Below are 17,626 nucleotides of genomic sequence, written 5' to 3' on the forward strand. Positions count from 1 at the left end.
GACACAAGATGATGAGATTGGAGGGCGATTAACGCCATATCACAATGAGCAATTCGCGTGCTTTACCTGCGGCGTAGGTTGTTTCACCCGATTAAGGAACACGACACCCGCTAACATCAAACATACTCCAACGAGCGACGCCCAATGAATGCCGTTGGCACTCGATATTATATCCAGCATAACACCTGTCAGCATCTGCCCACATATCACCAGCAAAGTACAACGCATCACTCCTAACGATGGCAATGCCCAACTATTTAGCACGACAAATAAAGCACCAATGACTCCACCAAGATACAAATACACGGGCGGCTGCCCCTGTAGCTGATTTGTGCCACTCTCTAGGCAGATTATCCATGCACTCAAGACTACAAAGCCCACAATATGATTACAGCAAGATGCGATTAACGCATGGCTATGTTTTGCCAAGGCACCATTAAAGGTTCGGCTTAAGGCAATCAAACCGCCATTAAGCAGTGCGATAAGTACCATCAATTCCATTCAATTTCCCCTGATACGCCAGCTAGTGTGAATAAATCACCAACATGGCTCCCAACAAAATCATCACCATAGCAATGACTTCTGTGAATCGAATGCGCTGCTTAACGACACCAAAATAACCACAGCAGTCGAATATACAGCTCAAGATTAACTGCCCCACAAGCATTAATGCTAAGGTGCCAGCCAAGGCTAATTCACTGTTGACTGTGACAGCGGCCAACACAACCGTCGCAGCCCCAGGAACGCCACCTAAATACACCCACCAAGGTAACAGAGATCGACTCGCATCGGCATTCAAAGTCGACTTGGCTTCCTTACACACCAGCCTTTTTCTCAGTAAAAACAGCATTAACAATACTGTTATTGCCCCAATACCATGAGCCATCCAAGATGCCAAAAGCGGTGAGCTATACATAGCAAGCTGGCTATTGAGTTTAATCATTAATGCCAGTAAAACGCCGGAGCAGAGCGCCACAAAGGACATAAATAAGGTCAGTTTATTTGACGTTTGCATCAAAACAGTCCATCCATTTTTGTTGCAAAATAGTCTACACTGATAGTTTAGGCCTTATAATCCACCGTAATAGAAACCTATTGTTGAGCTTTAGCTAACAATTAATGTTAGTGATTTCCGCTTTAAGCGAGATGCGAGATGCGAGATGCGAGATGCGAGAAGCAAGTGAGGCTCTAAATCCCCTCATACTCAATTTAAAGTGATAGAAACAAGCGACCTACAGCCGAGCCTCGGCTGTTACAGCATCGTTTTATAAAGGAAGCCCTACATGGAACATTTTTCCGCCCTGCCCATTTTCGTCACTGTGGTCGAATGCGGTAGTTTTTCTGCGGCGGGACAAAAGCTTGGACTGAGTAAATCAGCCATCAGCAAACGAATCACCCTGTTGGAGCAACACTTAGGGATTCAACTATTACAACGCACCACCCGCAGTTTGAGCCTAACCGACGCTGGCGCGCGCTATTTCGAGTACATTCGCCCGGCGGTACAGCTCACCCAAGAAGGATTAGATGCCATCTGTGAATTGCAGCAAACACCTAAAGGCAATTTGCGAATTTCCGTGCCTATGGTGTTTGGCCGCTTGTATATTGCACCTTTAATCGCTGAATTTTTAAAACGTTACCCCGATATTCAGCTGCAAATGCAAATGGATGACAAGACCACAGATTTAATCGCAGGCGGCTTCGATTTAGCTATCCGTATCGGCGAACTACCCGACTCCAGCCTTATCGCCCGCAAAATAGCCCCTTGTTTGAGCGTGATTTGCGCGTCCCCAACATATCTAGCGCAGCACGGTTTACCCATGACTCCTAGCGAGTTAACTCAGCACAACTGCTTGTTTTACAGTTATTTTCAAGATGGTGTGGAATGGAGTTTCCACAGTCCCGATGGCGTACAACGTGTTCAACCCAAAGGCAACTATCAGGTCAATAATAGTGATGCTATCCACCAAGCCTGTCTCGATGGCCTTGGCATCGCCAACCTGCCGCGCTTTATCGTAGAGTCCGATCTACAGGCTGGGCGTTTACAAACGATACTGACTGACTTTCCACTCCCCGAACACGGAATTTATGCTGTGTATCCACAGCGAAAATACCTCCCAACCAAAGTGACGGTATTGATTGAGTTTTTGATGGAATTCTTAGCAAAGCAGCTTGGTGCAATATAACATACTGATATTTAATTAAAAGAAGCGAAGATACCAATTGTAAGTATGCGCTTATTCAACTGCTAATTTTCCCCCATTCAAGGCTCACACTGAAGTTGACGCGATACGAGGGCTGCACAGCGGAAAATGGTATCGATAAGCAGGCCCTCTGCGCCATGGATGGCGCGGTGGAGCCCTCATGGAAGAGTTTACGGCGTGCCTGCGGGCGATACCATTTTGTGGCCACTGTTGAGCCTTAAAGCTCAGCACTCACTACCTCCCACTCGGCAATAAATACCTCGTACTTCGGCCGCCGGCGTCAGCTTTCACTAAAAAGCCTTGCTCGACCATTTGCGCAAGGTGACGGGTGGCGGTGGCGCGGCTCACCTTAGCGACCTTTTGATATTGACCACTATTCATCCCTAATTCAAAATCGCCATCTAACATCCGATTGAGCACTTTGGCTTGCTCCTGACTCAATAGGGATTGATCGAGATTTTGCCAATACTGCATTTTCCGAAGAGTCTTGTTCACCTCTCCCATCGCATTGAGTAAGCAATCATTAAGGGTTTCAAAAAACCATACTAACCAAGGAGTAATATCGACATTACCACTTTGAGTGGACTCTAAAATGTCATAGTAGGCTTGGCGACGGGCCAGAAGACTGACCGACATAGCATAAAAACGAATTGAGCGTTTTTCCGCTTGCGCCAAAGCTAAATCGGTCAATAAACGCGTGATGCGCCCATTACCATCATCAAGCGGATGCAGAGTCACAAACCAAAGGTGAGTTATCGCCGCACGGATAAGCGGATCTAAGCCAGGTTCTTGCCGTGAAGCATTAAACCATTCAATAAACTGTGAGAGTTCAGCGTCCAAAGTCGCTCGAGAGGGGGCCTCAAAATGCACCCTTGGTTTATCAATCCGGCCTGAGACAACTTGCATAGGCGTATCGCCACGTAGCACTCCACCAATAACGGGGTTAAACAGCGTATAACCTTGGGGAAATAACTGTTTATGCCAACCTAATATCCGCTCAAGGGTTAACTCTGTATCTAAATTTTTTAAGGCATCGAGCATAATGTCGGCCAAACCATCGGTTTGTGCAGTGGTCGGATACGGTTTGTCTTCGGACACGCCGAGTTTTTTAGCCAAGGATGAGCGCACCGAAGCCGCATTGAGCTTTTCACCTTCAATGGCACTGGAGTGGATAATGTTAGCGAGTAAGGTGTCGATTGCCGCCGCTGAGGTTAACAGGCTGTCGTCGTGACTTAGCATTTGCTTGCCGAGCAGTTGGCCCTGATTGAAATATACCTGGCGTAGCAGGGCATCAACTCTGCTGATATTCCAATGAAATTTAGGCCAATCGGCTTGCTGCCAAATCCACATATCCTACCCCATGAGTCAAATAACAAGCCTATTCTACTCACACAATGAGTCAATTAACAAATCTATTCACCTCATATAATGAGGCGAATAATATCAACTATCGCCTCATCTTGCCCAACTGCTTCTAGTATAAAGGGATTTATGCTGTTGATTGCCTCAACAAAGCAATACCGACGTAACGCCAGCTTTGCGCTGCCAAAACCGACTCACTGCGATATACTGCCAACGTTGATAAAACACTAATGCTAAACCCAATTTACACCCCCATCGCGACCACGCTGACAAGAATGCTGAGCCCAATCCATGCCTGATAACCCAACTATTGCCACCCTTCCCGATTCTCAAGGGCATAACCATAGTGAAGATGTGCAGATCAATCAGATACAGTGCGATTCGACTAAACCCAATGACATCAGGCCAAATTTACTCGCGCCAAATGCAACCAAGCCAAGCGCAATCGAGCCAAATGCAATTAAGCATGAATCTGTGATTGCCGAGCAAAAACAGAAGGTTATTTTTATCGGCTTGCCCCGTACAGGGACGACGAGCGTGAGTGTGGCGCTATTAGAACAAGGCTTAAAAGTGGCGCATATGGCGTTTACCAAAGAAGCCTTTATGCAAGCTGATGCGATTTCCGATGCACCTTGTTTTAGTGATTTCAAGCAGTTAGATAAACTTTTCCCAGAAGCCAAGTTTGTTTATATTGACCGCGAGTTAGAGTCTTGGGTGCCGTCGATGCAGATGTTACTCAGCCGAATGCTGCCACATTTGGACGCCAAAACCGGCCGATTCCACCCAATCATGAAGCGCAGCTTTCGCCATAGCTTTGGCGTAGGTGTAGTCGAAAATCCGCAGGATGAACAACATCTTATCGATTGTTATCAACGCCATAAAACAGAGGTATTGGACTACTTTGCGGGTAGGCATGACTTCCTCAGTATCGATGTCAGCCGCCAAGGCGCCCTCGGCCAGTTATTAGCATTTATGGGATTAGCCAGCGCCGAAAATCAGCAGAACTTTCCTAAGCTGAATGTCGGCCGCAATGTCGCCAGTTGGGATGAATATAAACATCCCAATAAGATCAGCGCCAATGCCTCTGGGCCAGACAAACGTAAGTTCTTTGATTATAAAATCTAGGGCCTAGATTCTAGATTAATCATTATTTTTCCGACGCTTAACCACAGTTAACCAGTCGAGACTCACGCCCGAGATTGCATTAAAGCCGCGGATACGGAAGATAAGTTGCAGTAACTGCGGCCTTGGCCTGACTTTAGGTTCTACCGAGCGCGGAATAAACCACAGTGTCACAAATGCGCGCAATATGGTCGATACTAAAAACACCACAAAAATCGGGCTACTGAGCCAGATATTCCAGCCCGACCAGACTAAAAAGTCCGCCGCATGGGAGGCAATCGTGCCACCAACCATCGCCCCCACAAACACCAATCCCGCGCTGAGTGACGCCTGCAGCGCCGCATAGGTGGCAAAGTCACTGCGAAAGGGACGAATATCATAAAGATAATTGGCGGTGCTTAGGGTAAAGCCGCTCCACGCGAGGCCCGAAAATGCCTGAATGAGAAGAATATACAGATAGTTATCCGAGAACAGCCACAGTAGCGGCAAGCTTGGGATCATGCAACTGGTAATAATCATCACCAAACGATTGCCAAATTGATCGCTAAATCGCCCCCAAAATTTCAACGTCACAAACTGAGTCGCTATCGAGGCCACGCTCGCGAGCACAAATTCGATATAGCTAAAGTGCAGGTCTTCTAGCATATACACGGCGAAAAACGGCGCCGATATGGCGACCATCGCCTGCATACTGGCTACAAACAAGCTGTATTGGCGAAAGGTTTTATCCTTCCATGCGCCGCGAAAATTGCGAATGGTTTGGATAAACACGCCGCGCTGCTTGGCCTCGCGCGGATCCGGGTCGTGCATTTGCAATAACAACCAAGCCGAGACAAAACGCCCCATGGCCGCTATCGAAAACAGTAAAGTAAAGCCTAACCAGGCCATTTGCAGCGAATCGGTAAAGGTAAGAATCCCACCGCCAATAAAGAATACGCTTAAGGATGCGCCCATGGTTAAGCGGGTGCGCGCCGCAAAAAAGGCGCCGCGGCGACGCTCGGGCACGATAGACCCCATCCAAGCACGCCAATGGGGTTGGATAAGATTAATAAAACCGTGATACCCGACGGCAAGCGCGATAAATATCCACACTGCATGATCGGGGCGAAAGGCCGCTAACCCGCCCATCGCCAATACCACAACCGCCTGCAAAGCAGCGCAGCAAACGATAAACCCGCGACGGGAAAAATGGCTCGCTAGCCATACCGAAACCAACTGCGACATCGCCCCGAAGAGCTGCGGTAAACCAGTAACAAAGCCCATTTGTGCAAGACTGGCACCGAGAAAAATTGCGTAAGCATTGAAAAAGTTATCACTCGTCGCCGTCATCATCGACGAAGCCACGGCTTCCTGCTGCGAGCGGCGCAGAGTGCATCTTAACCAGAGATTTCTAGCGCTACGGCGCGAACACGTTAATGCAGTGGGAGCTTCTAGGGTGCCCATTACAAGCCAAATCCATATGAGACTGAGGGGTTTTGATGTTGCAATTATGTCGTATATAAGTAAAAAACAAAACGCCCCAAATGGGGCGTTTGCTAACAGAAAGCAGACTAGAAACAGGCTTTAAGTTCAGCCTCTTGGTCGAGCAGGCTTTGATACAAGGTAAACTGATTCGCCGCTCTATCCAGATTATGGCCCTCACGGTGCACATGGAAATACACGTCACCATTCAGATAGTCCGTTAAAAAACGCACGCCAATCATCAAGCAAATCACTCGTGCCCCGAGCCAAAGGCTACGTTTTTCGACTTCAGTTAACACTTCGCCCAGCTCACTTAAATAACCACGGCAAATGGCGGCAAAGATGGATTGGCGCACTTTAACATTATCAAGGGCGGTCGAATCTTCGGCTTCAGGCGAGCAGAAGGTACGCACCATATCGCCAAAGTCATACATCAAATGCCCTTTCATGCAGGTATCGAGGTCGATGATCGCCATGCTCGACATATCGCGCTTATCAAACAGCATATTGTTGATTTTAGTGTCGTTATGGCAAATACGCAGCGGGAGCTGTGGCGATATTTCAGCTAGCTCATCCAATAAACTCTGCTGTGACAGTGCATAATCAACCCATTGACGGCACGACTCTAAACGTTTGGCTTTATCCTGCTGTACCGCTTGGCGCAGCATTTCCATCCGCCCAGGCAAGTGATGAAACTGCGGGATCACATCTTCAAGCTCGGTGGCGTCAAAATCACTTAATGCACAGGCAAAGTGACCAAAAGCCTTGGCGGCCATTTCAGCTTCGGCTTCAGACTTCACCACTTCGATACTTAAACTATGGGGTAAATAACTGATTGCACGCCAAAATCCCTGCTCACCTAAGTCGATGGCAAGTTCACCCTCTTGGGTAAGACAAGGGCTAACCACTTGCAGACCATATTGCTGTTGTAATGCCTTAGCACACAAATGATGGCTAATTTTATCGGCATTACTCACCAATGCCTGCGGCGTCTTAAATACTTGGGTATTAATACGTTGCAGCACTAACTCACCCGTAGGCCAACGCACTAATAAGGTGTCGTTAATATGACCATTCCCTAACGCTGAGATTTTTGCTTCGTCGGCTTCAATTCCAAAATGAGGCAACACTGACTGCCTGATGAGTTTAATCACTCAATAACTCCATTAATTTTTGCTTTACCCAGACAGTATCCTGTGGATAGGTCACACCGAGCCAAGGTTCGCTGGCCACATCAACAAACACGGGCACACCTTGCTCAATTCCCGCCTGAACCACGGCGGGCAAATAGCATTCAGATTTAGGCAATTGGCCTTGTTGTTCGATAAATACCGTTAATTCACGTTTAATAACATCAAATATGCTTGGCGAGAAGCCCCAGCAAGTCATTGAGACCAGCGACTGTGAAGGAAGCGGTGCCAACCCCTCTGGGCCTTCGCCGATAAAACCATGATCTTGGGCTTGAATATTCAACCATTCAGCGACTGAGCGCAGTTGCCCCTGCTCCACTTGGCATAAGCCACGATTCACGCCACCGTGCTCAGATAACGTCAGCTCGATGGGATAAGCCACCATCATCCAATCGTTAGGTCTGGCGGTTAATCCCTTCGCGAGTGAGGCAAAGGCGCTATCACCGTAAAAATCATCGGCATTGATCACCGCCATTGGCCCATTGACACGATCACGGGCACACCAGAGCGCATGTGCAGTCCCCCAGGGCTTTAAACGATGGCTCACATCTGCAAGTTGTGCTTCGGCTGGCAAATCGGTGAGCGACTGATAACAAAAGTGATACTCAAAGTCCGCCGGTAAAAACTGCGTCAAAATCCCTGTAAGTTGCGCCTCAAGCTCTGGGCGGATCACTAATACCGCGCGCTGAAATCCACTGCGGATCGCCGACTGTATCGATAACACCAACATGGGTTCGCCCGCAGGACCGAGGGAGGCTAATTGCTTATCACCGCCAAAACGACTACCAAGCCCTGCCGCCATAATGACTAAGGTCAAATCTGTATTCATGTGGGATTGAGTTTTCAGTTCGTATTAATGATATTTTCCCGAACCTCGCCACAATAGGCTATGCGAGCGCATTTAAAACAAGATTGGAGAAAAAGAGGAGCAAAAGTGTAATCTACCCCCCTAATCCTGACTAGAATTTTATCGGTTTAACGTGCCAAATAATTACCAAAGGTGCGATTAGGTTCTAAAACCGCTTGGCTGCCCTTGAGGCTGAACTTATAACCACACAAACCAATACTGCCGCGGCGGGCTAAATCGGTAATGATATTAGCGGTATCGAGCGGCGTGAAACGCGCCTCTGTTGCCGAATCGGCAAGCAAGTCGACGCTGATAGTGCGATACTCAGTACCATTATTAAACACCAGTGCACTACAAGTCTTATCCCCTTTCGCCGTAGCAATAGACCACAGGTTTTGCGGCTTACCACGTTCGCCTAACCAGCGAATAATTAACACATCTTGCTCTAACGCCACCGAAAAACCATCGGGCATATCTAAGGTCACACGATCGCTTGCGGCAATAGGTGCCGAAGGCACGACAGGAACAGCCTCCTCAGCCTGTGACTCATCGCTATTGGGCCATAATCCCCACACTAACAGCACTAACAATACCGCCCCCACACCGCCGCCGATGGGCAGCCAATAACGGCGCTCAAGCTTAGGTAAAGAAGGCAACTTAATAAAACGTCGATAGGGAGCAAAAAACTCGGCAACACCCCTAAACAGCTCAGTCATCGAGCCTGACTCTTTCGCCTCGGCGCGGCGACGACGCACTTCTTCGGCATGCTCAGTATCGTTAAAGGCCGCGGTATCTTCATCGGGGTCGAAACGCCACACTGGCTCATCACTGTGCTCGGCAGGGTCGAGCGGTGCCCGCTTAAACTCCGCGCCCTGTAAATCAACTTGGGCTAAATCCACATCGGCGATGTCGATACGAGTTTGTTCGACTCGGCTCTGATTGGCAGGACGAAAATCGGCGTGCCCCTCGAGTAATGCATCTTGCACAACAAAGTCAGCTGGATTTTGCGTCATTTTCGTTAACGCATCGAAGCGCAGTTCATCTTGGCGCAAAGCATCCAACTCGGCATCAGCCATTGGAGCAGCGCTTGCAGGTTCAGTATGGGAATAGACTTCGGTCTCTGTCGATACCGGAATATCCGGCGCAGCATGGGAGACGGTAGCATTCTGTGCAGCGGCCGCCTTTGGTGTTAATACGGGCTCGACTCGGCGACGGGGAACGGCCTGCGAGGTTGGGATATCTAATGCCGGACCATAATAGCCCAAACGGTATTCCACTAACGTGGGAGAGGTAAAGCGTGTGCCCCAAAAGGTCGCACCAGCGCCTAAAACCAGCCCTAGAATGGCGACTATGGGCGGTACTGCCACTATATACAATGCTAGTAAAATCAATAGCGGCAGGACAAACACTGCAACCAACACCTTAGGCTTAGCCGCATCATTTAAGCGGCGCAGCGCCGTAAGGGCGAGCAAAGGTAAGCCCACTAGCGCTAAAAGATACATTAAAAAGTTCGGCCCAAACGCGGCGACAGCCAGTGAAATGCCCAAATACACACCAACACTGATGGCCACAAAGCGGGGACGGGAATCACGCCCATGAAGGCAGAAAAGAGATTTTAACAGCACGACCCTTCCTTTATAGTGAAATTATCCTAGCGCACACGACTCTCAATGTCGTATAGGCACGAGCGTAACGAATTTAGCCGCAATTGTCAGTGCAATAAGGCGTTAGACGGATAAAAATGCCGATAATATCCATCTAAAACTAAATCAGGCTTAAATCCTCGATAGCGCCGATGCAGATGTGTAGAGATTTTAAACAAGTAAGCTCACGCTAGCATTTAATGGCAAAAATCGTCAGAGGGAATACGTATTGCCCACAAAAACGCCAATAGTGCGCAATTGTTAGCTAGCGTTTTTAAGGTCAAAATCTGTATAATGCTCGGCTTTCTGGGCCCTTCTTGCGTTAACCAACTGGATATTTTGCTCATGACCGCACGCGGAAATTTATTTATTGTGTCAGCCCCGAGTGGTGCTGGTAAATCCTCGCTGATTTCGGCGCTGCTGAAAGACAAACCCGCCGATATGCAGGTTTCAGTGTCGCACACTACCCGTGCGCCTCGCCCCGGTGAAGTGAATGGTCAACACTACCATTTTGTTAATGTTGAAGAATTTAAAGCACTGATCGCGCAAAATGCCTTTTTCGAGTGGGCCGAAGTCTTCGGTAACTACTATGGCACGTCGCGCCACGTGATTGAGCACACTTTGACTCAAGGTATCGATGTCTTCCTCGATATCGACTGGCAAGGTGCCCAGCAGGTTAAAGCATTAATGCCTGAGGCCGTGGGCGTGTTTATTCTACCGCCCTCAAGGGATGAGCTAGAACGACGTCTCACTGGCCGTGGCCAAGACAGTGCTGATGTGATCGCTAGCCGTATGGCACAGGCGGTTTCTGAAATGTCGCACTATAAAGAATATGATTTTATTATTGTCAATGACGATTTTGACACAGCACTGGCGGATCTGCGGGCGATCATTCGCAGCCAACGCTTAACGGGTGCTAGTCAGATCCACGCGCAAAATGATATGCTTAACGATCTGTTGGCAGGCTAACTGCCTTAGTGTACAATTTTGCGTCATTTTTTCCCCTAGATAAACTGGAGTTTCAACACATGGCTCGCGTAACTGTAGAAGACGCCGTAGAACAAATCGGCAACCGTTTTGATATGATCCTGGTTGCGGCGCGTCGTGCTCGCCAAATCGCCGTGCAGGGTAAAGACCCTATGGTTGAAGAGATGAACGACAAGCCAACGGTTATCGCCCTGCGTGAAATCGAACTAGGTTTAGTGAATGCTCACACTTTAGATGCTGATGAGCGTCAAACCGTGCGTGAGCGTGAAGCAGCAGAAATCGCAGCTGTTGCCGCCATCGCTGAAGGCCGTTCACTATAAGTCTAATTGAGTCACACCTGTTTGGGTAAAGGAGAGCTGCCACTTGTATCTGTTTGAAGGTCTAAAGGAGTCTGCTTCCGGTTACTTAGAACCTGAACAGGTAGAATTGCTCAAGCAGGCGTACCAAGTTGCGCGTGATGCCCATGAAGGGCAAATGCGCACCAGCGGCGAACCTTATATTACCCATCCGGTTGCGGTCGCCCGCATCCTCGCCGAAATGCGTCTCGACCATGAGACGCTGATGGCGGCATTGCTGCATGACACCATCGAAGATACCTATGTCACCAAAGAGGATTTGGCCGAACAATTTGGCGAATCCGTGGCAGAGCTGGTTGAAGGGGTGTCTAAGCTCGACAAGCTTAAATTTCGCGATAAAAAAGAAGCTCAAGCAGAAAACTTTCGCAAAATGATGATGGCGATGACGCAGGATATCCGCGTTATTCTCATCAAGCTTGCCGACCGCACCCACAACATGCGCACCTTAGGCGCCTTGCGTCCTGACAAACGCCGTCGTATTGCCCGTGAAACCTTAGAGATTTACGCGCCGATTGCCAACCGACTCGGTATTCACAATATCAAGACCGAGTTAGAGGATTTAGGTTTCCAAGCCTATTATCCGATGCGCTATCGGGTGTTAAAGGAAGTGGTTAAAGCTGCCCGTGGCAACCGTAAAGAACTGATTCAAGGCATTGAAGCTGCGGTACTCACCCGCCTAAACGATGCGGGCATTAAAGGCAAAGTGAAAGGCCGCGAGAAAAACCTCTACTCCATCTATAACAAGATGCAGAGCAAGGAACTGCAGTTCCAAGAGGTGATGGATATCTACGCCTTTCGCGTCATCGTCGACTCCATCGATACTTGCTACCGCGTGCTCGGTGCCATGCACGGCTTGTATAAACCGCGTCCGGGTCGCTTTAAAGATTATATCGCTATCCCCAAAGCCAACGGCTATCAGTCGCTACATACCTCGTTATTCGGCCCACACGGCGTGCCCGTCGAGATCCAAATTCGTACCGAAGATATGGATCAAATGGCCGACAAAGGGGTTGCTGCCCACTGGGCTTACAAAGGCGGCGCCGATGGCCAAGGCACCACCACGCAAGTGCGTGCCCGCAAGTGGATGCAAAGCTTGCTGGAATTACAACAGAGCGCCAGCACCTCCTTCGAATTCGTGGAGAACGTCAAAACCGAACTCTTCCCCGAAGAGATTTACGTCTTTACCCCCGAAGGTCGCATTTTAGAATTACCGGTTAACGCCACCGCCGTCGACTTTGCCTATGAAGTCCACACCGATGTGGGTAATACCTGTGTCGGCGCACGCGTTAACCGCCAAGCTTATCCGTTAAGCCAGCCATTAATCTCCGGCCAAACCGTTGAGATCATTACCGCCAAAGGCGCGCGCCCGAATGCCGCTTGGCTTAACTTTGTAGTGACGGGTAAAGCCCGCGCTAAAATCCGCCAAGTGCTTAAGAGCCTAAAAGCGGACGATGCTATCGCCCTTGGCCGCCGCTTGCTTAACCATGCGCTGGGTAAAACCAAGCTCGATAGCATTCCAGCAGAGCAGATTGATAAAGTCGTGCGCGATACCAAGCACGCCAATTTAAATTCCTTACTCGCCGATATCGGCCTTGGCAATGCCATGAGCATAGTCATCGCCCAACGTTTGATTGGCGATAATTTAGAGAATCAAGAGAGCCGCGATTCTCACCTGATGCCAATCCGTGGCGCCGAAGGCATGTTAGTAACCTTCGCTAACTGCTGTCGCCCCATCCCTGGTGATGCGGTGATTGCCCACGTGAGCCAAGGTAAAGGCTTAGTCGTCCACATGGAAAACTGCGCTAACATTCGCGGTTACCAAGGCGAACCCGATAAATACATTCCCGTACAGTGGGACAATGTTGAAGGCGTCGAGTATCAAGCTAATCTGCGGGTTGAAATTGTTAACCACCAAGGCGCGCTGGCGAAGATCACCTCAATTATCGCCGCCGAAGGCTCGAACATTCACAACCTTAGCACCGAAGAGCGTGATGGCCGCGTTTACTTGATTAACCTGCGGATTTCGGTGAAGGATAGGATCCATTTAGCTAACGTGATGCGCCGTATCCGGGTACTGCCCGAGGTGTTGCGTACATCCCGTAATCGTTGATCATTACTTTAGAGAGAGCGTCATGGCAGAAAAAATCATTATCGCGACCGAAAACGCCCCAGCGGCAATTGGCACTTATTCTCAAGCGGTTAAAGTCGGCAATACCGTATATTTATCCGGCCAAATCCCACTGGTGCCAAGCACAATGCAAATCGTGAGCGATGATTTTGAGGCGCAGGTAGTGCAAGTGTTTGAAAACTTAACCGCCGTGTGTACCGCTGCTGGCGGCACAATCAACGATATCGTTAAGCTCAATATCTTCCTCACCGATTTAAGCCACTTCGCGAAAGTGAACGAAATCATGAGCCGTTACTTCAGCCAACCTTACCCTGCTCGCGCCGCTATCGGTGTGAAGCAACTGCCTAAGGATGCGCAAGTCGAAATGGACGGCGTGATGGAGCTGTAAGCTTCCACCGGTTTTAAGAGGCGCTTAGGCGCCTTTTTTATTGCCTAATGCGCCCGCGGCTCCTGCTCTGACCTGTGATTAAGTTCATTTTCATTTCATACTCAAACGATAGGCTAGTCCGCCAATTTTAAGATTTTACAATCTTGCAAACTATTTGCGCGGCCTCACAAAACTCGCCATACTGGGCACCTATGTTGGGGTAAAAATAACAATAAAGAACAGGGAATTGCCTATGGATAAAGTGATTAAGACGCCAATTGAAATGCTGACACACTGGGCGAATACACGTGGGGATGAGATTTACTTGCGCCAGCCCATCAAGGGTCAATACCTTGATTTCACGTGGAATGAAGTGCAAGAAAAAGTCCAGCAACTCGCGGGTGCACTGCGCCATTTAGGCCTAGAACCGGGCGATAAGATTGCCGTTCTCTCTAAAAACTGTGCCGAATGGTTTATTACCGACCTTGCCCTGATGCACGGCGGCTATATCAGCGTTCCCATCTACCCAACTGCTAATACAGATACTATCCGCTATGTGTTGCAACATAGCGGTGCCAAAGCGATTTTCCTCGGCAAGCTCGACCACTGGGCCGATCAAGAAGCCGGCGTAGGCGGCGAATTACTTCGCCTTGCCATGCCCTATGAGACCATGCCGGCTCAATATCAATGGGAACAACTGCTCAAGATGGGCAACCCTTTGATTGAAGCACCGTTACCAGAGCTTGATCAGATCATGACGCTGATTTATACCTCTGGCTCAACGGGTCACCCCAAAGGGGCGATTCAGACGTTTGCCAGCTATGGCTGGACTTGCCAAGCGGTTGTGCGCGATTTACGTACCAATGGCAACGACAGATTATTGTCCTACTTACCGTTAGCGCATATTACCGAGCGTGTAGCGATCGAAGGCTCGTCTTTCTATTCCGGCAGTACCGTAGCCTTCGTCGAAAGCTTAGACTCCTTCGTTGCCGATGTGCAGCGTGCTAAACCAACGGTGTTTTTCTCGGTTCCGCGGCTGTGGAGCCTGTTCCAAAAGAACATTATCGACAAGATTGGTGTTGGCAAACTCAATCTATTGCTTAAGATCCCGCTGATTAGCAGCCTAGTAAAACACAAGATCCACAAAGGGTTAGGGCTCAACCATTGCCGCTTACTCGGCTCTGGCTCGGCGCCTATTCCGCCTTCACTCATTCATTGGTACCACAGCATTGGCTTGGATATTTGTGAAGCCTGGGGCATGACGGAAAACTGTGCTTACTCCATCATTAACTACCCCTTTGATGTGCGCAAAATCGGTACTGTGGGTAAACCCGTGCAGGATTGCCAAATCCGTCAAGGTGAAGATGGCGAACTGCTACTGAAGAGTCCTGGCCTGATGACAGCCTATTATCTGCAACCCGAAGCGACAGCGGCGGCCTTCGATCCCGATGGTTTCTTCCATACTGGCGATCTCTGTGCCATCGATGCCGATGGTTGTGTAACTATCACCGGCCGGGTCAAGGACAACTTTAAAACCGCCAAGGGTAAATACGTCGCCCCAGTGCCCATTGAACGTAAGCTCGCACAGGATCCCCATGTGGAGCTGATTTGCGTCATTGGTTCAGGCCTGCCGCATCCAGTCGCGTTAGTGCAACTTTCTGAAGGTGCCAACCTACAAGCCCGTGAGGAAGTTCGTGCATCTTTAAAAGCGACACTCGACAGTGTGAATCCACATTTAGAATCCCATGAGCATGTGGATGCGATTGTGGTTGTGAGCGAGCCTTGGACCATTGAAAACGATGTGTTAACCCCGACACTGAAGATCAAACGTCATGTGCTCGAGAAGGCATTTAGCGAGCGTGTCGACGGTATTCGCGGTGCACAAGTACGCTGGGAAGATGAGTTATCTGCAAAATAACCCATCGAATCCTTAAGTAATGACACTCACTTTTAAAGCACATCTTGGCGGTGTGCTTTTTTATGACATATTCTGTCAAAGTAGTTGAAAAACACGTATCATGTACGCCAGTCAGCGTAAGTTGATACAACTGAAAACTATTCACTCAATTAGGTTTAACAGAGTCTAAAATGCTCATTGCACTTTCAATTATCGGCGGCTTTATCATTTTAACCTTAGGCGCAGAAGCCCTAGTCCGTGGCGCGAGCTCGATCGCCCTACGTCTTGGCATCACGCCCCTCATCATCGGCTTAACCATTGTTGCTTTCGGTACTAGCGCGCCTGAACTTGCGGTGAGCGTAAAGTCGGCACTGGCAGGCAATAGCGGCATTGCGCTCGGTAACGTGATTGGCTCGAACATCGCCAACATTGGTTTGATTTTGGCGATTACCGCGCTTATTCGCCCGATTCAAGTACAATCACAAATGGTGAGACGGGATATCCCCTTGATGATCCTCGCTTCTATGCTGTTTTGGGGATTGTTATTGGACGGCGAACTCAGCCTGATTGACGGGGTGATTTTATTATCCCTGCTTGTTGGCTACCTAGTATTCAGCTATTTCAGCTCGAAAAACTCCACCGATGCCGATGGCGAAATCATCGAAGAAGGTCCTAAAAATCCGTTGCTCTCTGTCGCCTTTATTATTGTGGGCATCAGCATGTTAGTCGGTGGCGGGATTTTATTTGTGAATGGCGCTGTCGATTTAGCTAAAGTGTTTGGCGTGAGTGAAGTCATTATCGGCTTAACCATTGTCGCTATCGGCACCAGTATGCCAGAGTTAGTGACCTCGGTTTTAGCGGCGCTTAAAGGTGAAAGCGATATCGCTATCGGTAACGTGGTTGGCTCTAACCTATTCAACATTTTAGGTATTTTAGGTGTAACTGCGATTGTGCACCCAGTGTCAGCCCTAGGTTTCCAATCCTTCGACTTTATCGTGATGCTCGCCTTAGCCGTGGTGATTTTACCCTTCGCTTGGTCAGGCCTGCGTATCGGTCGCCGTGAAGGTGCCACGCTGCTTATCGCTTACTTAGGCTATATGGTTTACCTCGTAAACCAAGCCAGCGCCCAAGCGGTCGTTTAATACGTTACGCCTCATCTTACAGAACACCGGAGCCTCTCCGGTGTTTTGCTTTTAGGCTTAATACATGACATTTGTCATGCCCAATTGATGACCTTTGTGCCTGCACTCTGGCCAAGGTATTTCTGATAATGAAGCCGTTCCCAAGCAATGGGTTATCACTTCAATAAGGAAATACCATGAAAACACTTTTACTGTTATCAAGCCTTACTCTCGCCTGCTCGCCAGCGTTCGCGGCTTCGAACTCAAGCCCCAATATCGCTGAAGTAGACAAAGCAGCAAGCACCTTGAATATCGAAAAATTGCAACAGCTCAGCACTGCCACTCAAGATTACGAGGCGGCTTATGCCAACTACCGCTTAGCCATCAGCGCTAATGTGATGGGACAAAAAACAATTGCAGAGAATGCCTTGGCATCGGCTCAAGCGAGCTTAGAAACCTTAACCAACAGTCAAGCCGATGCCGAATCCCTCGCGCTATTATCATCCGTGTATGGCATGCAAATCGCCTTGGATAACAGTAAAGGCGCCGAGCTTGGGATCAAATCCGCCAATGCCATTGCTCAGGCCGAGCAGCTTGCGCCGCTTAATCCGCGGGTCGCATTAGTAAAAGCGATTGCCGCCTATAATACGCCCGCCATGTTTGGGGGCAGCATGCAGCATGCAAAGACCCTGGCCAGCAATGCGATTGAGCGATTTAATCAACCTTGCGAGGACATTTGCTGGGGTGAGGCAGAGGCTTACACTTGGCGCGGACTCGCAAAACAGGAGTTAGGTGACGCCCAAGGGGCGATCGAAGATTGGCAGCAGGCGCTGCAAGTGGAAAAAGATTATGGTTGGGCTAAGTTTTTACTTCAACAAAATCAGCAAATAAGTGCAAAATAACCCCAGAACAGGCAAAAGGATTGGCCAATGCTTGAGGCCAAT

16 protein-coding genes are annotated in these 17,626 nt (G+C 49.0%); 9 read left to right on the top strand and 7 right to left on the bottom strand.

The annotated features are described in order from the left end of the window. Positions 1 to 39 precede the first annotated feature (39 nt). Both SHD_RS21005 and SHD_RS21010 read right to left on the bottom strand, forming a co-directional pair. Positions 40 to 501 carry a DMT family transporter gene (locus SHD_RS21005; RefSeq protein ID WP_023268979.1) on the bottom strand — a complete coding sequence of 154 codons (462 nt, stop codon included), beginning with the start codon at positions 499 to 501 and terminating at the stop codon, positions 40 to 42. Positions 502 to 523: 22 nt separating this feature from the next. Further along, positions 524 to 1,015 carry a DMT family transporter gene (locus SHD_RS21010; RefSeq protein ID WP_023268980.1) on the bottom strand — a complete coding sequence of 164 codons (492 nt, stop codon included), beginning with the start codon at positions 1,013 to 1,015 and terminating at the stop codon, positions 524 to 526. A 268-nt stretch (positions 1,016 to 1,283) separates the two neighbouring features. Here SHD_RS21010 and SHD_RS21015 point away from each other — a divergent pair, with 268 nt between their 5' ends. Continuing rightward, entirely contained in the window at positions 1,284 to 2,183 is a 900-nt protein-coding gene (locus SHD_RS21015; RefSeq protein WP_023268981.1) for a LysR family transcriptional regulator, read from the top strand. A gap of 252 nt (positions 2,184 to 2,435) precedes the next feature. Here SHD_RS21015 and SHD_RS21020 read toward each other — a convergent pair whose 3' ends face one another. Beyond that, a complete protein-coding gene (locus tag SHD_RS21020; RefSeq protein WP_023268982.1) occupies positions 2,436 to 3,551 on the bottom strand; it encodes a Fic family protein in 1,116 nt (371 codons plus the stop codon). A gap of 303 nt (positions 3,552 to 3,854) precedes the next feature. Here SHD_RS21020 and SHD_RS21025 point away from each other — a divergent pair, with 303 nt between their 5' ends. Continuing rightward, positions 3,855 to 4,688, top strand: coding sequence for a sulfotransferase family protein (locus SHD_RS21025; RefSeq protein WP_023268983.1), 834 nt, complete (start codon positions 3,855 to 3,857; stop codon positions 4,686 to 4,688). A 15-nt stretch (positions 4,689 to 4,703) separates the two neighbouring features. On the opposite strand, the gene SHD_RS21030 is transcribed toward SHD_RS21025, so the two are convergent. The 4 genes from SHD_RS21030 to SHD_RS21045 form a co-directional block, all read right to left on the bottom strand. Then, positions 4,704 to 6,128 (bottom strand): MFS transporter, encoded by a 1,425-nt coding sequence (locus tag SHD_RS21030; RefSeq protein ID WP_023268984.1) that lies wholly within the window; start codon positions 6,126 to 6,128, stop codon positions 4,704 to 4,706. Between the two features lie 107 nt (positions 6,129 to 6,235). Further along, complete coding sequence (locus tag SHD_RS21035; RefSeq protein WP_023268985.1) at positions 6,236 to 7,300, bottom strand: aminoglycoside phosphotransferase family protein; 1,065 nt, start codon at positions 7,298 to 7,300, stop codon at positions 6,236 to 6,238. Beyond that, the gene (locus SHD_RS21040) at positions 7,293 to 8,165 is read right to left on the bottom strand and encodes a nucleotidyltransferase family protein (protein WP_023268986.1); all 873 of its coding nucleotides are present in this window, start codon (positions 8,163 to 8,165) and stop codon (positions 7,293 to 7,295) included. Before SHD_RS21040 ends, SHD_RS21035 begins: the two co-directional genes overlap by 8 nt. A 146-nt stretch (positions 8,166 to 8,311) precedes the next feature. After that, positions 8,312 to 9,808: a hypothetical protein gene (locus tag SHD_RS21045; protein ID WP_039978886.1), complete on the bottom strand. Its 1,497-nt coding sequence runs from the start codon at positions 9,806 to 9,808 to the stop codon at positions 8,312 to 8,314. Between the two features lie 363 nt (positions 9,809 to 10,171). On the opposite strand from SHD_RS21045, the gene gmk reads away from it, so the two are divergent. The 7 genes from gmk (at position 10,172) to SHD_RS21080 (ending at position 17,584) form a co-directional block, all read left to right on the top strand. Next, positions 10,172 to 10,795 carry a guanylate kinase gene (gmk, locus tag SHD_RS21050; protein WP_039978996.1) on the top strand — a complete coding sequence of 208 codons (624 nt, stop codon included), beginning with the start codon at positions 10,172 to 10,174 and terminating at the stop codon, positions 10,793 to 10,795. A 59-nt stretch (positions 10,796 to 10,854) separates the two neighbouring features. Then, positions 10,855 to 11,133, top strand: coding sequence for a DNA-directed RNA polymerase subunit omega (gene rpoZ, locus SHD_RS21055; protein WP_007651394.1), 279 nt, complete (start codon positions 10,855 to 10,857; stop codon positions 11,131 to 11,133). Positions 11,134 to 11,176: 43 nt separating this feature from the next. After that, positions 11,177 to 13,279 (top strand): bifunctional GTP diphosphokinase/guanosine-3',5'-bis pyrophosphate 3'-pyrophosphohydrolase, encoded by a 2,103-nt coding sequence (gene spoT, locus SHD_RS21060; RefSeq protein ID WP_023268989.1) that lies wholly within the window; start codon positions 11,177 to 11,179, stop codon positions 13,277 to 13,279. A gap of 22 nt (positions 13,280 to 13,301) precedes the next feature. Next, positions 13,302 to 13,685 (top strand): RidA family protein, encoded by a 384-nt coding sequence (locus tag SHD_RS21065; protein WP_011624341.1) that lies wholly within the window; start codon positions 13,302 to 13,304, stop codon positions 13,683 to 13,685. A gap of 232 nt (positions 13,686 to 13,917) precedes the next feature. Beyond that, positions 13,918 to 15,582 carry an AMP-binding protein gene (locus SHD_RS21070; protein WP_039978890.1) on the top strand — a complete coding sequence of 555 codons (1,665 nt, stop codon included), beginning with the start codon at positions 13,918 to 13,920 and terminating at the stop codon, positions 15,580 to 15,582. A gap of 170 nt (positions 15,583 to 15,752) precedes the next feature. Continuing rightward, positions 15,753 to 16,703 (top strand): calcium/sodium antiporter, encoded by a 951-nt coding sequence (locus tag SHD_RS21075; protein ID WP_023268991.1) that lies wholly within the window; start codon positions 15,753 to 15,755, stop codon positions 16,701 to 16,703. A gap of 176 nt (positions 16,704 to 16,879) precedes the next feature. Continuing rightward, positions 16,880 to 17,584 (top strand): tetratricopeptide repeat protein, encoded by a 705-nt coding sequence (locus SHD_RS21080; RefSeq protein WP_023268992.1) that lies wholly within the window; start codon positions 16,880 to 16,882, stop codon positions 17,582 to 17,584. The last annotated feature ends 42 nt before the right edge of the window (positions 17,585 to 17,626 follow it).

The sequence above is a fragment of the Shewanella decolorationis S12 genome (genome assembly GCF_000485795.1).
GTDB lineage: Bacteria > Pseudomonadota > Gammaproteobacteria > Enterobacterales > Shewanellaceae > Shewanella > Shewanella decolorationis.

Excerpts from the sequence above, each read along its gene's own strand:
- SHD_RS21080 (WP_023268992.1), top strand. The coding sequence starts at position 16,880 with ATGAAAACACTTTTACTGTTATCAAGCCTTACTCTCGCCTGCTCGCCA.
- SHD_RS21030 (WP_023268984.1), bottom strand. The coding sequence starts at position 6,128 with ATGGGCACCCTAGAAGCTCCCACTGCATTAACGTGTTCGCGCCGTAGC.
- SHD_RS21020 (WP_023268982.1), bottom strand. The coding sequence starts at position 3,551 with ATGTGGATTTGGCAGCAAGCCGATTGGCCTAAATTTCATTGGAATATC.
- SHD_RS21015 (WP_023268981.1), top strand. The coding sequence starts at position 1,284 with ATGGAACATTTTTCCGCCCTGCCCATTTTCGTCACTGTGGTCGAATGC.
- SHD_RS21075 (WP_023268991.1), top strand. The coding sequence starts at position 15,753 with ATGCTCATTGCACTTTCAATTATCGGCGGCTTTATCATTTTAACCTTA.
- SHD_RS21025 (WP_023268983.1), top strand. The coding sequence starts at position 3,855 with ATGCCTGATAACCCAACTATTGCCACCCTTCCCGATTCTCAAGGGCAT.
- SHD_RS21010 (WP_023268980.1), bottom strand. The coding sequence starts at position 1,015 with ATGCAAACGTCAAATAAACTGACCTTATTTATGTCCTTTGTGGCGCTC.
- SHD_RS21065 (WP_011624341.1), top strand. The coding sequence starts at position 13,302 with ATGGCAGAAAAAATCATTATCGCGACCGAAAACGCCCCAGCGGCAATT.
- SHD_RS21040 (WP_023268986.1), bottom strand. The coding sequence starts at position 8,165 with ATGAATACAGATTTGACCTTAGTCATTATGGCGGCAGGGCTTGGTAGT.
- rpoZ (WP_007651394.1), top strand. The coding sequence starts at position 10,855 with ATGGCTCGCGTAACTGTAGAAGACGCCGTAGAACAAATCGGCAACCGT.
- SHD_RS21005 (WP_023268979.1), bottom strand. The coding sequence starts at position 501 with ATGGAATTGATGGTACTTATCGCACTGCTTAATGGCGGTTTGATTGCC.
- gmk (WP_039978996.1), top strand. The coding sequence starts at position 10,172 with ATGACCGCACGCGGAAATTTATTTATTGTGTCAGCCCCGAGTGGTGCT.
- SHD_RS21070 (WP_039978890.1), top strand. The coding sequence starts at position 13,918 with ATGGATAAAGTGATTAAGACGCCAATTGAAATGCTGACACACTGGGCG.